The sequence below is a fragment of the Nocardia sp. CNS-044 genome (assembly GCF_059570515.1).
The window spans coordinates 823,099-837,554 of sequence record NZ_JCANSX010000006.1 but is presented as its reverse complement, the minus strand read 5'-3'; the positions used below and the strand labels follow the sequence as shown (position 1 = coordinate 837,554).

Below are 14,456 nucleotides of genomic sequence, written 5' to 3'. Positions count from 1 at the left end.
GATCAGCGGCGCGGGGGGAAGGGGATGCGGGCGAGGTCTTCGGCGATGAAAAGCTCGCCGGTGAAATACTTCTCGGCTTCGGCGCGGTGGCCGTCGAGGGTGCGGTAGCGCTGGGAGAAATGGGTGAGGACGAGGGTGTGGGCGCCGGCTTCGGCGGCGACGCGGGCGGCTTGGCCCGCGGTGAGGTGGCCGTATTCGTCGGCGAGGTGGGCGTCGGCGTCGAGGAAGGTCGCCTCGATCACCAGAACGTCCACGCCGGAAGCCAATTGGTGCACGCCCGCGCACAGGCGGGTGTCCATGACGAAGGCGAAACTCTGCCCTGGCCGTGGTTCGCTGACTTCATCGACCGTGACGGTCACGCCGTCGACGACGAGTGAACCCTCGCGTTGCAGCCGACCGACATCAGGTCCGCGCACGCCGCGGGCACGCAGCCGTTCCGGCAGCATCCGATGCCCGGAAGGCTCGGTCAGCCGGTAGCCGAACGCCTCGACCGGATGCGACAGCGGCACCGCTTCGATCCCGAACGGCGCGTCGGGGGCGGGCAACGCACCGGGCCCCGCGATCGGCCGCGCCCGCAGCTCGACGGTTCGGTAGAACGCCGTCGCATTGCACAACCGCTCGAAATACACCTCGCCGGACGCGGGGTAGTACACGTCCACGGGGTGTGCGACCCGATCCAGATTGATCCGCTGCACGATGCCGGGCAGCCCGAGGCAGTGATCGCCGTGGAAGTGCGTTACCGCGATGCGCGTGATGTCGCCCGCCGCCAGCCCGGCGAACGCCATCTGCCGCTGGGTCCCCTCGCCGGGATCGAACAGCACACCCTCCGCACCCCAGCGCAGCAGATAACCGTTGTGATTGCGGTGTTTGGTCGGCACCTGACTGGCGGTGCCGAGGACGACGAGCTCGCGCTGCGACATCAGAGGGCGGCGACGGCGGCCACGAACCGGTCGAGTTCCTCGAAGGAGACGAAGCAGTGCGGCGACGCGCGCACCACCGAGTCCAGCCCGCGCGCGGTCATGTCCAGCAGGGTGGAACTGGCGAAACTGACCGTCACCGTGATGTTCTGCGCCGCGAGCCGGTCGCGCACCTCGGCGGGGGACACGCCGTCGACCGTGAACGAGACGATGCCGCTGTGCCGAACGCCATTGTCGCGCACGGTGACTCCGTCGATCTCGGGCAGCGCCTTGCGCAGGTACTCCGCCCGCGCGCCGATCGCCGCGTAGACGTCCTCCGGCCCGAGGTCGAGCAGGTATCGAACGGCCGCGCCGAGCCCGAGCCGAGCGGCCACGTCGCACTCCCAGAACTCGAAGCGGCTGGCGTCCGGCGCGAGCCGGTACTCCTCGGGACCGGTCCACTCCGCGCTGTGCAGGTCCAGCCGCTGCGGTTCCATCGTGGCGGCCAATTCCGGTCGCACATAGAGGAATCCGGTGCCGCGCGGCCCGCGCAGCCACTTGCGCCCGGTGACCGAGAGCGCGTCGACGCCGAGCTCGGCCACGTCGATCGGGATCTGGCCCGCCGACTGGCAGGCGTCGAGCAACACCAGCGCTCCCACCGAGTGCGCGATTCTGGTCGCCTCGGCGGCCGGATTCACCAGCCCGCCGTTGGTCGGCGCGTGCGACAACGACACCAGCTCGACCCGTTCGTCGACCAGCTCGGCCATCGCGTCCAGATCGAGCTGTCCGCTGCCGTCGTTGGGGATCTGCTCGACCGTGGCGCCGACCGCGCGGGCCCGCTGGATCGCCGCGATGGCGTTGCTGGCGTAGTCCGAACCGGAGATGAGCACGCGGTCGCCCGGTCCGAGCGGGACGGAATAGAAGAAGTCGGCCCAGGAGCGCGTCGCGCTGTCGCTGAGGGCGATGGCGCTCGGGTCGGCGTTGATCAGCGCGCCGATCGCGGTCTTGACCGCGGCGAGGTCGTCGAGGCGTTCGTTGGCGGCGCGGTAGCCGCCGATCTCGGCCTCCCTGCGCAGATGGTCGACGACGGTGTCCAGAACGATCTCGGGCGGGAGCGAGGAACCCGCGCTGTCGAGGAAGACCAGCCCGGAATCGGACCGGCAGCCCGGTGTGTCTTCGCGTACCCGCGTCTCGTCCAGCATGCCGACGACATTATCGGTACCGAAGTCCCAGCGCAGGCGCTCGGCAGCGCCCCAGGTCGGACCGTCTGTTCGACTGCTGGACGGATATTTGTCGGTATCCGTGGCTACCCTGGTTTGAACGGAACCACGGTGAGAGCGCGTTCGGATCGGTGTTCGGGCGCGGAGACAGCGACACGAACAACGATCATGGTGTTCGGACGGATGTCCGGCCCCGCGCACGAACTCAGGTGGAGGTTGGCATGGCGATCACGCTCGAACATCCGGAATCGGCCAGGCAAGCCATCGAGCCCGGCGAGCTGTCCTCGCGCGCGGTCGCCGAGGCCTACGTCGGCGGCGTCTGCTTCAAGCTGGGGCCACCGACGCTGATCGGCGCCGAGCTCGAGTGGCTCACCGTGCAGGGTGAGTGTTCGGCGTCCGGGTCCGCCGCGGCCCCCCGTCCGCAGCTGTCTGCCTTCGCAGCCGCGCTCGGACCGCACGCACCGCGGTCCATCGCCCCCGATTCTCCGGCGCTTCCGTTGCCAGGGGGCAGCCGGGTCACCCTCGAACCCGGCGGTCAGATCGAACTCTCCAGCGCACCGTATGCCACCGCCGCCGAGCTGTGCGAGCGTCTGATCGGCGACGCCCGCCTGCTGCGCGAGCTGCTCGAAACCCGGTGCATCCGAACACTTTCCCTCTCCGCCGATGCCGACCGCCGCCCGAAGCGGGTGTTGCGGTTGCCCCGCTACCGCGCCATGGAGCAGTCCTTCGGCGGAATCGGCCCCTTCGGCAAGCTGATGATGTGCAATACCGCGGCGACCCAGGTCAGCGTCGACGCGGGCGCCGACCGCGCCGAGGTCACCGCCAGGTGGACCGCGTTGTACGCCATGGGTCCGGCCCTGGTCGCCGCCTTCGCCTGTTCGCCCGCGCTCCGCGGCGCGCCCGAAGGCGCGTGGGCCTCCCAGCGGATGCGCGCCTGGCTGCGCCTGGACAACTCCAGGACCCGCCCGCCGGTGCAGGAATGGTCCGACCCGGTGACCGCCTACGCCCGCTGGGCGCTGGACGTGCCGCTGCTGTGCGTCCGAAGACCCGACGCGCCCTCGGACGGCAATGGCGCAGGGTGGACGGCCCCGCCGGGCGCGACCTTCGCCGACTGGCTGTCCGGCGCGCTGGACGACGAGATCGGCCGCCGCCCCGACACCGCCGACCTCGACTACCACCTGACGACCTTGTTCCCGCAGGTCCGAGCCTCGGGCCACCTGGAGGTCCGCTACCTGGACGCGCAGCCGGGCGACACCTGGACGGTCCCGGTCCACGCGTTCGACGCGCTGCTGTCCGCGCCCGCCGTCGTCGCCGAAGCGACCGCGCTCGCGGCGCCCGTCGCGGGCCGGTGGTTGCAGGCGGCCCGCTACGGCCTCGTGGACACGGAGATCAGGAAGGCCGCCGTCGACCTGCTCGACCTCGCCGCCGCGCACGCCCGCACGCCGTCGGCGGCCCGCGAACTAGGCGACGCCTCGCAACGATGTCGCGGCGGCCGCACTCCGGCCCGCACCCGGGTGGAGGCCGCGTCGTGACAGCGCGAATCAGACACGCGTACAGCATCATTCGACGAGGACGCGGCACGTCCCGCCGCACGACTACCGCCCGGAGAGCGTTACCGTGACAACTTTCGCCCCCACCGACCATTCCGGCACCGAGCGGCTCCGTGAGCGGATCGCCGAGGTGCTCACCACCGCGCGCGCCAGGACGCACGGCCTGACCGACGTCGTGGACGAGGCCGAGCTCGTCGCCCAGCATTCCCGTCTGATGAGCCCGTTGGTCTGGGACCTCGCGCACATCGGCAACCAGGAGGAGTTGTGGCTGGTGCGCGACGTGGGCGGACGCGATCCCGTCCGAGCCGACATCGATGAACTCTACGACGCGTTCAAACACGCGCGGTCCAATCGCCCTGGGCTGCCGCTGCTCGATCCCACCGAGGCGCGCGGCTACGTCGGCACCGTTCGCGACAAGGTGCTCGACGTGCTCGACAGCAGTGCGCTGCGCGGAAATCGTCTGGTAGACGGCGGTTTCGCGTTCGGCATGATCGCCCAGCACGAACAGCAGCACGACGAGACCATGCTGGCCACCCACCAGTTGCGCACGGGCGCCGCAGTGCTCGCCGCGCCGAGCGCGCCCGCCGCGGCGATCCCGGTCTCCGGCGAGGTGATCATCCCGGCGGGCGAGTTCACCATGGGCACCTCCACCGATCCGTGGGCGCTGGACAACGAACGCCCCGCGCACCGGGTTCATTTGCCCGCCTTCGCGATCGACGCCGCACCGGTCACCAACGAACAGTACCTGGCCTTCGTCGAGGACGGCGGCTACGAACGCCCCGAACTGTGGTCCGAGCGCGGCTGGGCGCACCGCACCGCAGCGGGGCTGGTGGCGCCGCAGTTCTGGGACCGCGATCCGGCCGGACACTGGTGGCGGCGGGTCTTCGGCGTGATGACCCCGCTGCGTCCGCGCCAGCCGGTGCTGCACGTCTGCTGGTTCGAGGCCGAGGCCTACGCCAACTGGGCGGGCAAGCGACTGCCCACCGAAGCCGAGTGGGAGAAGGCCGCACGGTACGACCCGGACACCGGCGCCGAACGCCGCTACCCGTGGGGCGATGCCGAACCCGACTCCGCCACAGCGAATCTCGGACAACGCCATCTCGAACCGGCCGAGGTCGGCGCGTACCCGGCGGGCGCGTCGCCCGCGGGTGTGCACCAGCTGATCGGCGATGTCTGGGAGTGGACGTCGTCGGGCTTCGATGCCTACCCCGGCTTCCGCGCGTTCCCGTACAAGGAGTACTCCGAGGTGTTCTTCGGCGGCGACTATCGCGTGCTGCGCGGCGGTTCGTTCGGCACCGATCCGGTGGCCTGCCGCGGCACCTTCCGCAACTGGGACCACCCGATCCGCCGCCAGATCTTCTCCGGTTTCCGCCTCGCCCGCGACCTGGGGCGGGACGAAATCTGATGTGCCGGCATCTGGGTTACGTCGGCCCGCCGACGGCGGTCGGCGAATTGTTGACGCGCGGAACGCATTCCCTGCGCACGCAGGCGTGGGCGCCGAAGGAGATGCGCGGCGGCGGCACCATCAACGCCGACGGTTTCGGTGTCGCGTGGTGGCGAAACGGCGCGGGCGGCGCGCCGGAGGCGAGCCGCTATCGCAATCCCGACCCCATCTGGACCGATCCCGCGGTGGAAGAGGTACTGCCCCAGCTGGTTTCGGGCGCGGTGCTCGGCTCGATCCGCTCGGCCACCGTCGGGATGCCCGTCGAACGGGCCGCGTGCGCGCCCTTCATCGATGGACGCTGGGCCTTCAGCCACAACGGCGCGATACCGGAGTGGCGACGGGTGCTCACCGCGGTCACCTCGGACCTCGACGTGGCCGCGACCCGCGCGGGCGCGACCCGCCTCTTCGAGACCGCCCGGCTGCTCGAGGCCGAAGCGGCGACCGACTCTGCGGCCCTGTGGGTGCTGCTGCGAGACCTGTTGCGCTCCACCGAATCCGCCGACTACGCGAAGACCCCGGCGACCGCGTTGCGTCTGCTTGTCGACGCCGTGCTCCGGCACATGCCGACGGCCCGGCTCAACCTGCTGATCGGCGACGGCGAACAGGTGTGGGCCACCACGGTGCACCACGCGCTGTCCGCGCTCGTCACCGACGACGTCGCCATCCTCTCCTCAGAACCGTACGACGACGATCCGCGCTGGCAGCCGATTCCCGACCGGAAGCTGGTGATCGCCAGGCCCGGGGTGCTCTCGATCGAGGAGCTGATCCCGCCCGATACCGAAAGGTCCACGCCATGACCGCACCGACGCTGGAAGTCCATCTCTCCGACGAGGATCTCACGACGGCACTGCGGACCGACGCCAGGCGCGGGCTCACCGCCGACCCGAAGTGGTTGCCGCCCAAGTGGTTCTACGACGCCCGTGGCAGCGAATTGTTCGAGCGCATCACCGAACTGCCCGAGTACTACCCGACGCGCACCGAACGCGCCCTGCTGGAACGGGTGGTCGGCGAGATCGCGCGGATCGCGCAAGCCGAGGTCCTCGTCGAACTCGGCGCGGGCTCGGCGCACAAGACCCGCCTGCTGCTCTCCGCGCTGACCGCCGAAGGGCCGCTGAAGACCTATGTGCCGCAGGATGTCTCGTCGGCGGCGCTGCGGGCGGCGGCCGAGCAGGTCGCCGCGGAGTTCCCCGCGCTCGGCGTGCACGGCGTGGTCAGCGATTTCACCGACACTCTGCGCAACCTCCCGCGCGGCGGCCGCCGGATGATCGCCTTCCTCGGCGGCACCATCGGCAATCTGGTGCCCGACGAGCGCGCCGAATTCCTCGCGGGCATCCGGGAGGTGCTCGAGCCGGGCGAGCGGCTGTTGCTCGGCGCCGGGCTGGTCATCGATCCGGACGTGCTCGTCCCCGCCTACGACGACGCGGCCGGGGTCACCGCGGAGTTCAACCGGAACGTCCTGCACGTGCTCAACCACCGCCTGCGGGCCGACTTCGATCCGGAGAAGTTCGCGCACGTCGCGCTGTGGGACGCCGAGCGCGAGTGGATCGAGATGCGCCTCGCGGCGACCGAGGACATGACGGTCACCGTCGCCGACCTCGACCTCACGGTGCACTTCGCGCGCGGCGAGCAGTTGCGCACGGAGATCTCCGCGAAGTTCCGCGTCGACGGGCTGGATGACGAACTCGCCGCCGCTGGTTTCCGCACCGAGCGGGTGTGGACCGACGACGACGATCGCTTCGCCTTGGTGCTCGCCGCGCGGATCTAGCGGTGGGAGTCCCCGGAGGCCTCCTCGCGCCGTGCCTCGCCCGGCAGCGCCGACTGCACGTCTGCCGGGCGGTGAGCGTCGTACCGCGCTCGGCGGTGCAGGACTCCACCTACGCGTTGGCCGGTCCGACGATCGAGGTCAGTCGATCGATGAACGGGCGCATCGTCTCCCAGGCCTTGCGGACCTCCTTGGCGGCGCGTGGCGTCTCCAGCCATTCGGGCGCACCGAACTGGCGGCTCGCGGTCAGGGATCTGTGTCGTAGCAAGTCGATGCGCGGGTGGTCGGCGTCGAAGCCCTTGGGCTTGGTCTTGAGCTTGTCGCCGCCGATGGTGAACCCCGCCTTGGTCAGCTTGGCGAGGATCTTCTCGAGCTCCGGGCCGCGCACGTCGTCATCGATCGTGGCGCGCAGCTGGGCGACCTGGGCGGGTGTCCCGGAGTAGAAGCCGCCGCCGACGAACAGCCCGGCGGCGCTGATCTGCACGTACCAGCCGACGCCCGGCGCGGTGCCGATCACCGCGCCCTGCGCCGTCTTGTACGGGGACTTGTCCTTGGCGAAGCGCACGTCGCGATAGGGACGGAAGATCTTCGCGGTGCCGAAGTCGGCTTCCAGCTCCGCGGTCAGCGCGACCATCGGCGCTTTCACCGCGTCCTCGTACACCGACTTGTGCGCGTTCCAGAACGCCTTGGAGTTGTCGGCCTCCAAGTCCTCGTAGAAATCGAGTCCGGCCAACGGAAATCCACCGAAACCACTCATGACCGAGAACTTACGGCGGGCCACCGACTCAATTCTGGTCGGGGACGAAATCGGTGTTGAGTACCGCGAAACTGAGGATGAGCCCGACGATCAGCGCCACGCCCGCGGCGATGGCGGCCCACCGGCCGAGCGGCTCGCCCTTGTTGTGGCCGAGGATGCCGAACACGATGCCCGCGGGGCCGAACAGGATCGGGCACAGGAACAGCGCGAGCGCCGCGCAGACGAAACCGATGATCGACATCGTCTGGGTGCCCGGCTTCCTCGGCTGCTCGGCGCCGAAGGGCTGGCCCTGCTGCGGATAGGAGGGATAGCCGCCTTGGCCTTGCGGATACGCGCCGCCGTGCTGCGGCTGTCCATAAGGCTGCGCCGCCGGGTAGTCGGCCTGATCGGAAGTGGAGTACGAGGACGGGCCTCCGGGCGGATAACCCTGTCCGCCGGGGTATTGGCCGCCGGGATACGACTGCTCGCCCGGCTTCTCGCCGCCGGGATAGCCGTATTGCCCACCCGTCGCATAGCCGGGCTGTCCCGGTGCGCCGGGCTGCTCGCTCGAGGGATAGCTGGCCGGCCCCGCACCGGGGTAGCCGGGCTGCCCGCCGAACGGATACTCGGGCTGACCCGCCCCCGGCTGATTCCATCCCTCCGGCCCGGTCGACTGCGGCGCCGAGCCGGTCACCGGCGGTTCCGTCGCGCTACCGGACGCCGAGGACGGCCCACCGCCCGAGGTCGCCGAGGGTTCGCTCGCCGCCTCGGTCCCACCGGAGACCGACGGCGGCTGCGTCGACTCGCCTGGGACCGGCTGTGCGGACGCGGGAGTCGCCCATTCGGTGCCCGTCGGCTCGGGTTCTTCCGGCTTCTTCGACAGCGACGCCCCCGATTCTTGCCCCGACTGCGGTGCGCTGCCGGTCAGCGGTTTGTCCTCGGACGACTCGTCGGGATTCTTGGGTGTGCTCATCAGCGGCCTCCTGGTCGTATGCGCCTAGCAACCCCCGGGTACCACGTGGTTCGAGCTTTAACGTTCCAAGTCGGATTCGTCGATGATTCCCATCGCCGCCTCTTCGGCGGGCAGGGTCGAGTCGTCCACGTCCTCGGCGCGCTGGCCGCGCCGGGTCCAGCGCTCGTCCAGGTCCTCGCCGATGCCGAGCCTGCCGTCGTCCTCGCTCTCCCGATCGCGGATGGTGAGGTTCTCCGGCGGATTCTCGATGTAGCGCTCGTACTCGCGGATCTCGTCTTCCTGCTCGTCGTCTCCCATGTCCATGTCCAGCGGGTCACGGTTCATGGGTCCCAGTATCGTCCCGCCGATGCCGGGACGGGGGTAACTCGACGCCGCGAATTCGCGGATCCGTCGAGTCCGTGACTAATACGAGTAGCTCGCTATTCCGAAGGCGAAGACGACCAGCAGGACCGCCAGCACCAACACCACGGCGTTGGCGATGGCCGCCCATTTGCCGAGCGATTCGTTCTTGGTGTGCCCGACGAAACCGAGGATGATGCCCGCGGGTCCGGTGAGCAGGATGGGGAAGAAGCAGAAACCGACACCCAGCACGCTGAGGCCGAGGCAGACGAAGCTGATGATCGACAGCGTCTGCGTCTGAGTCGGCCGGTAGGGCCCCGCCGGGTACGGCGAGTAGCCGCCGCCCGGCGCCGCCGGATAACCCGGTGCGGCAGGGTAACCCGGCGCGGCCGGATAGCCCGATGCGGGCGGATAGCCCGGTGCGGAAGGGTGAGCGGGCGCCGCCGGGTACGCGGGCGGGTAGGCGGGCGCGGCGGGGTAGGCGGGCGGCGCGTCGTACGGGCTCGGCTGCTGCGGGTAGCCTCCGGCCGGCGTGCCCGCCGGAGCGCCGTCGAGCGGCGGATACCCGTACACGCCACCGGCCGGATACTGCGGGGCCGCGGGCGGCTCCGGCGGCTGATAGACCGGCGCTTCCGGGAGACTGGGCGAACCGGGTTGGTACACCTTCGTTTCCGGCGCGGTGCCGGAACCGTGCGCCTGCCCGGGCTGGTAGACCTGCGTCTCCGGCGCCGTGCTCGGCGGCTGGTACACCTGGGTCTCCGCCGTCCGGCGGTCGTCCTGCGCCCCCGACTTGCCGATGTCGATGCCAGGTCGCGGTTCCTGCGGCGTGGTCATGACGGCGCCCCCCTCTACGTGTTCGATTGCCCCACATGGGTATCACGTTCGCCCGGCCAACTCCAGCGCGGGCTTGCAGGCGCTATCGGACATAGTCCGTGGGCGGCCTCGCGCGCGGCCGGAGCGAATGCGGCGGTACACCCGGAGGACGCTGCCGGACGGGGGTTGTCAGTAGCCCGCGCAAGGCCGGAGCGAACGCGCAGGACGCGTACCCGGCCGACGAAACGACAGCGGCCCGGGCGCGAAGCCCGGGCCGCTGTGTTGCTAGGGAAGCGTCACGCGTTGCCGTTGAACAGGCCGGTGACCGAACCGTTCTCGAAGACCTCGCGGATCGTGCGGGCCAGCAGCGGCGCGATGGACAGCACCGTCAGCTGCGGGAACTTCTTGTCCTCGGTGATCGGCAGGGTGTTGGTCACCACGACCTCGCGCGCGCCGCAGGCGGCGAGACGCTCGGCGGCCGGGTTGGAGAGCACGCCGTGCGTCGCCGCGATGACGACGTCGCCCGCGCCCGCCTCGCGCAGCACGCGCACGGCCTCGGCGATGGTGCCACCGGTGTCGATCATGTCGTCGATCAGGATGCAGGTGCGGCCGTCGACGTCACCCACCGGACGATGCGACTTCACCTGGTTCGGGACCAGCGGATCGCGGGTCTTGTGGATGAACGCCACCGGCGCGCCGTCCAGCGCGTCGGCCCACTTCTCGGCGACCTTCACGCGGCCCGCGTCGGGCGAGACGACGGTGATGTTCTCCAGGCTGTAGTTGGCGCGCACGTGCTCGGAGAGCTGGAACAGCGCGTGCATGTGGTCGACCGGGCCGTCGAAGAAGCCCTGGATCTGATCGGTGTGCAGGTCGACGGTGATGATGCGGTCGGCGCCCGCGGTCTTCAGCATGTCGGCGACCAGGCGGGCCGAGATCGGCTCACGGCCGCGGTGCTTCTTGTCCTGCCGCGCGTACGGGTAGAACGGCAGCACCGCGGTGATCCGCTTGGCCGAACCGCGCTTGAGCGCGTCGATCATGATGAGCTGTTCCATCAGCCACTGGTTCACCGGCGCCGGGAAGCTCTGCAGCACGAAGGCGTCCGAACCGCGGACGGATTCCTCGAAGCGAACGAAGGTCTCACCGTTGGCGAAGTCGCGCGCGATCTGGGGCGTGACATGGACGTCGAGTTCCTTGGCGACCTGCTCGGCCAGCTCAGGATGGGAGCGTCCCGCGAAGAGCATCAGGTTCTTCTGGTTATCGATCCATGACGCGGTCACTGCTGTTTGCCATCCTTTTGCTCGATTGCCTGACCCGACATCTCGTCGGCCGCGATGGCTGCCGCCGCCGCGATCGCCGCCGCGGTCCCCGGCCGGTACCGCTGCACCCAGTTCTCAATATTGCGCTGTGCTCCACCCGACACCGCGAGCGCCCCCGGTGGAACGTTTCTGCGCAGTACAGTACCCGCCGCCGTATACGCGCCGTCACCCACGGTCACCGGTGCGACGAACATGGTGTCGCTGCCGGTGCGGACATGCGAGCCGACCACGGTGTGATGCTTGCGCACGCCGTCGTAGTTGACGAAGACGCTGGAAGCGCCGATGTTGCTGTGTTCGCCGATCGTCGCGTCACCGACGTAGGTGAGGTGCGGCACCTTGGAGTGCGCGCCGATGGTGGCGTTCTTGGTCTCGACGAAGGCGCCGAGCTTGCCGGAATCGCCGACCACGGTGCCCGGTCGCAGGTAGCTGAACGGTCCGATGGCCGCGCCCGGTCCGACGGTGGACTGCTCGCCGTGCGTGCGCACCACCTTCGCGCCGTCGCCGACCAGCACGTCGGTCAGCGTGCTGTCGGGCCCGATCTCGGCGTCCTCGCCGATGACCGTCGCGCCGAGCAGCTGCACGCCGGGCCGCAGCACCGCGTCCCTGCCGATCCGCACGCTCGCGTCCACCCAGGTGGTGGCCGGATCCATGATGGTGACACCGGCCCGCATGTGGCGTTCCAGGATGTAGCGGTTCAGGGTTCGGGCGGCTTGCGAGAGCTGCACCCGATCGTTGACGCCGGTGACCTTGGCCGCGTCGACCAGGCGGGCGCCGTGCACCGGATGCCCGGCCTCGCGGGCCAGGCGCAGCACGTCGGTGAGATACAGCTCGTGCTGGGCGTTGGCGGTGGACAGCCTGCCGATCATCGTGCGCAGCACGGCGGCGTCGAACGCGTACACGCCGGAGTTGACCTCGCTGATCGCGGCCTGCTCGGGGGTGGCGTCGGCGTGCTCGACGATCTCGACGACCTGACCGTCCTTGTCCCGGATGATCCGGCCGTAGCCGTTCGGGTCGTCCGGGACGAAGGTCAGGACGGTGACCGCGGAGCGCTCGGTGTAGCTGCGGTGCTCGTCGAGCAGCGCGGCCAGCGTGTGTCCGTCGAGCAGCGGCACGTCGGCGGAGGTGACCAGCAGATCGCCGGTGAAGTCCTCGGGCAGCGAGCGCAGCGCGCACTGGACGGCATGGCCGGTGCCGAGCTGCTCCTCCTGCAGAGCTGGGGTGATGTCGCGGCCGAGTTCGGCGGCCACTTCGGCGACCGCGGCGCCGACTTGCTCTCTGTCGTGGCCCACCACCGTGATGAGGTGCGCGGGGTCGATCTCGTTCGCCGCATGCAGCGCGTGCGCGAGCATGCTTCGGCCGGCCAGCGAATGCAGAACTTTGGGGGTCTTCGACCGCATTCGCGTCCCGGCTCCGGCGGCGAGAACGACGACGGCGGTCTGCTGTGGCATGGATCTCCCTCGGCTGCCTGTCATCGTGCTGGCTATGAGTGCTTGGTCAGCGATGTGCGGGGCCAACGATAGTCACCGTGCCGGTGTGCTCCGCCGCCAGGACTCGAACCTGAACTATCTGAACCAAAATCAGAGGTGCTGCCATTACACTACGGCGGATCGCCACACCGGCGGATCAACGGAACCGCCGCTGTGCCTCGGCACGGGTTGAATCCTCGCACGAAGACCCGTCTCACGTCGAACCGATCCCGTCCCACGCGCGCGTTAGCACGTTCGCCGGCCCCGGGGGACTCCGCTGTCTGGAACAGTTGCCGTTTGACGGTAAGGTTCTGCCCGAGGGCGAGGTATCTGCCGGACGCCCCGACACAACGACTGATTTCGCAAGAACATGGACAACTCGCCCGGAACGCCCGGACCCGAGCACGGCCCGCTCGGTGGCTCGGTGCGGAACCGGCGAGGCGCTCAGGACCGGCGACATGACACGGAGAGGCGGAACAGCGTGTCTCGGCCGCGGATGACGGGAACCCAACGGCGCCAGCAGTTGATCGAGATCGGCCGGGCGCTGTTCGCGGAACGCGGGTACGACGCGACCTCGATCGAGGAGATCGCGCAGCGCGCCCAGGTCTCCAAACCTGTGGTGTACGAACACTTCGGCGGCAAAGAGGGGCTCTACGCGGTGGTCGTCGACCGCGAGATGTCGATGCTGCTGGACATGATCACGTCCTCGCTCACACAGAACCGTTCGCGGGTGCGGCTCGAGCAGGTCGCGCTCGCGCTGCTCACCTATATCGAGGAGCGCACCGACGGGTTCCGGATCCTGGTGCGCGACCAGGTCGCGACCACCGACGACGGTCGCTACTCCAGCCTGCTCAACGAGGCGGTCAACCAGGTCGCGCACATCCTCGCCGGTGATTTCGAGCGGCGCGATTTCGACACGAGCCTGGCGACTCTCTACGCGCAGGGGTTGGTGGGTATGGTCTCCACAGCCGCGACGTGGTGGCTGGACGTGCGGGAACCACCCAAAGAGGTTGTGGCAGCGCATCTGGTGAATCTCTGTTGGAACGGCCTGAGTCACTTGGAGGCCGATCCGCGGCTGGTTTCGGAATGGCGCGCGGGCACGTCGGATTGACCGGTTGTTAACCAGCGAATTGCGATGGAGGCTCGGCCGAATGCTCGAATTGACTGTCGTGCGCCCACCTGGTGGTACGGTTCACCCATCCTCTGGGTGCTGTTCGGGCGGTATGTCGGTCTTACTTCGGGATGTCGGTCTACTTCAGGATGGCTGGTTTTAGGGATGACAGGCGGATCTGATGGCTAGGCAAGCGCGCGCGGAGATCACCCGCGATTCCGTCCTTGCGGGCGCTGCCGATGTCTTTCTGCGCTTGGGATATGCGAACGCGAGCCTGAGCGAGATCATCGCGCAGTCCAACGTGACCAAGGGCGCCTTGTACTTTCACTTCGGTTCGAAGGAAGAACTGGCGCGCGCCGTCGTCGATCAGGGCAACGAGAGATTGATCAGCTCGTGCCAGGGCTTCTTCGATCCGCGAGTGCCCGCGCTGGAGGCGTGCATCGGCATCACCTATGTGGTGGCCGACCTGTCGATGAACGACCCGATGGTCGGCGCCATGCTCAAGCTCACCCACCAGATCGGCGACTACCGCGGCGCTCAGGGCGACAACATCGCCAAGACCTGGGGCGATACCTATCGCCTCCTGGCCGAACGTGCCATCGCCCAAGGCGATCTGGAATCCGACCTGGATCCCGAGATCGTCGGCCTGCTGCTGCAGGAGGTCACCGCGGGCGTGCACATCGTCGCGGTCGGGACCGAGTCGATCGACCAGATGGCCACCCGCATGGAACGTGCCTGGTACTTCCTGCTGCCGTCCATCGTCCCGACGGAAAAGCTCTCGTACTTCCGCGAATTCGCCGCGCGACGGTTGCGCCGCTACGTGCCGTAGG

The 14,456-nt window shown here is 69.2% G+C and carries 14 protein-coding genes and 1 tRNA gene; 6 read left to right on the top strand and 9 right to left on the bottom strand.

From position 1 onward, the window contains the following. Positions 1 to 2 precede the first annotated feature (2 nt). Complete coding sequence (locus T333_RS12575) at positions 3 to 920, bottom strand: ribonuclease Z (protein WP_355002037.1); 918 nt, start codon at positions 918 to 920, stop codon at positions 3 to 5. Next, positions 920 to 2,098: an aminotransferase class V-fold PLP-dependent enzyme gene (locus tag T333_RS12570; protein ID WP_496424526.1), complete on the bottom strand. Its 1,179-nt coding sequence runs from the start codon at positions 2,096 to 2,098 to the stop codon at positions 920 to 922. Before T333_RS12570 ends, T333_RS12575 begins: the two co-directional genes overlap by 1 nt. 239 nt (positions 2,099 to 2,337) lie before the next feature. On the opposite strand from T333_RS12570, the gene egtA reads away from it, so the two are divergent. The 4 genes from egtA (at position 2,338) to egtD (ending at position 6,875) form a co-directional block, all read left to right on the top strand. Then, a complete protein-coding gene (gene egtA / locus T333_RS12565; protein WP_496424525.1) occupies positions 2,338 to 3,648 on the top strand; it encodes an ergothioneine biosynthesis glutamate--cysteine ligase EgtA in 1,311 nt (436 codons plus the stop codon). Positions 3,649 to 3,733: 85 nt separating this feature from the next. Further along, the gene (gene egtB, locus T333_RS12560; protein WP_496424524.1) at positions 3,734 to 5,071 is read left to right on the top strand and encodes an ergothioneine biosynthesis protein EgtB; all 1,338 of its coding nucleotides are present in this window, start codon (positions 3,734 to 3,736) and stop codon (positions 5,069 to 5,071) included. Further along, positions 5,071 to 5,907, top strand: a complete 837-nt coding sequence (gene egtC / locus T333_RS12555; RefSeq protein WP_496424523.1) for an ergothioneine biosynthesis protein EgtC — start codon at positions 5,071 to 5,073, stop codon at positions 5,905 to 5,907. Before egtB ends, egtC begins: the two co-directional genes overlap by 1 nt. Beyond that, positions 5,904 to 6,875 (top strand): L-histidine N(alpha)-methyltransferase, encoded by a 972-nt coding sequence (egtD, locus tag T333_RS12550; RefSeq protein WP_357250287.1) that lies wholly within the window; start codon positions 5,904 to 5,906, stop codon positions 6,873 to 6,875. Before egtC ends, egtD begins: the two co-directional genes overlap by 4 nt. A gap of 109 nt (positions 6,876 to 6,984) precedes the next feature. Here the strand turns inward: egtD and T333_RS12545 are convergent, their stop codons facing one another. The 7 genes from T333_RS12545 to T333_RS12515 form a co-directional block, all read right to left on the bottom strand. Then, entirely contained in the window at positions 6,985 to 7,629 is a 645-nt protein-coding gene (locus tag T333_RS12545; protein ID WP_496424522.1) for a DUF2461 domain-containing protein, read from the bottom strand. 28 nt (positions 7,630 to 7,657) lie between these two features. Further along, a complete protein-coding gene (locus tag T333_RS12540) occupies positions 7,658 to 8,581 on the bottom strand; it encodes a hypothetical protein (RefSeq protein ID WP_496424521.1) in 924 nt (307 codons plus the stop codon). A 57-nt stretch (positions 8,582 to 8,638) separates the two neighbouring features. Then, positions 8,639 to 8,905 carry a hypothetical protein gene (locus T333_RS12535; protein WP_355002029.1) on the bottom strand — a complete coding sequence of 89 codons (267 nt, stop codon included), beginning with the start codon at positions 8,903 to 8,905 and terminating at the stop codon, positions 8,639 to 8,641. 78 nt (positions 8,906 to 8,983) lie between these two features. Next, positions 8,984 to 9,754, bottom strand: a complete 771-nt coding sequence (locus T333_RS12530; RefSeq protein WP_496424520.1) for a hypothetical protein — start codon at positions 9,752 to 9,754, stop codon at positions 8,984 to 8,986. Between the two features lie 275 nt (positions 9,755 to 10,029). Beyond that, positions 10,030 to 11,010: a ribose-phosphate diphosphokinase gene (locus tag T333_RS12525; RefSeq protein ID WP_067784493.1), complete on the bottom strand. Its 981-nt coding sequence runs from the start codon at positions 11,008 to 11,010 to the stop codon at positions 10,030 to 10,032. After that, positions 11,007 to 12,497, bottom strand: coding sequence for a bifunctional UDP-N-acetylglucosamine diphosphorylase/glucosamine-1-phosphate N-acetyltransferase GlmU (glmU, locus tag T333_RS12520; protein WP_357250299.1), 1,491 nt, complete (start codon positions 12,495 to 12,497; stop codon positions 11,007 to 11,009). The genes T333_RS12525 and glmU overlap by 4 nt, the downstream gene beginning before the upstream one ends. 88 nt (positions 12,498 to 12,585) lie before the next feature. Continuing rightward, positions 12,586 to 12,656: transfer RNA gene (locus tag T333_RS12515), tRNA-Gln, on the bottom strand. A 355-nt stretch (positions 12,657 to 13,011) separates the two neighbouring features. Here T333_RS12515 and T333_RS12510 point away from each other — a divergent pair. Together T333_RS12510 and T333_RS12505 are read left to right on the top strand one after the other, a co-directional pair. Next, positions 13,012 to 13,626: a TetR/AcrR family transcriptional regulator gene (locus T333_RS12510; protein ID WP_355002026.1), complete on the top strand. Its 615-nt coding sequence runs from the start codon at positions 13,012 to 13,014 to the stop codon at positions 13,624 to 13,626. A gap of 181 nt (positions 13,627 to 13,807) precedes the next feature. Beyond that, a complete protein-coding gene (locus tag T333_RS12505) occupies positions 13,808 to 14,455 on the top strand; it encodes a TetR family transcriptional regulator (protein ID WP_355002025.1) in 648 nt (215 codons plus the stop codon). Position 14,456 lies beyond the last annotated feature (1 nt).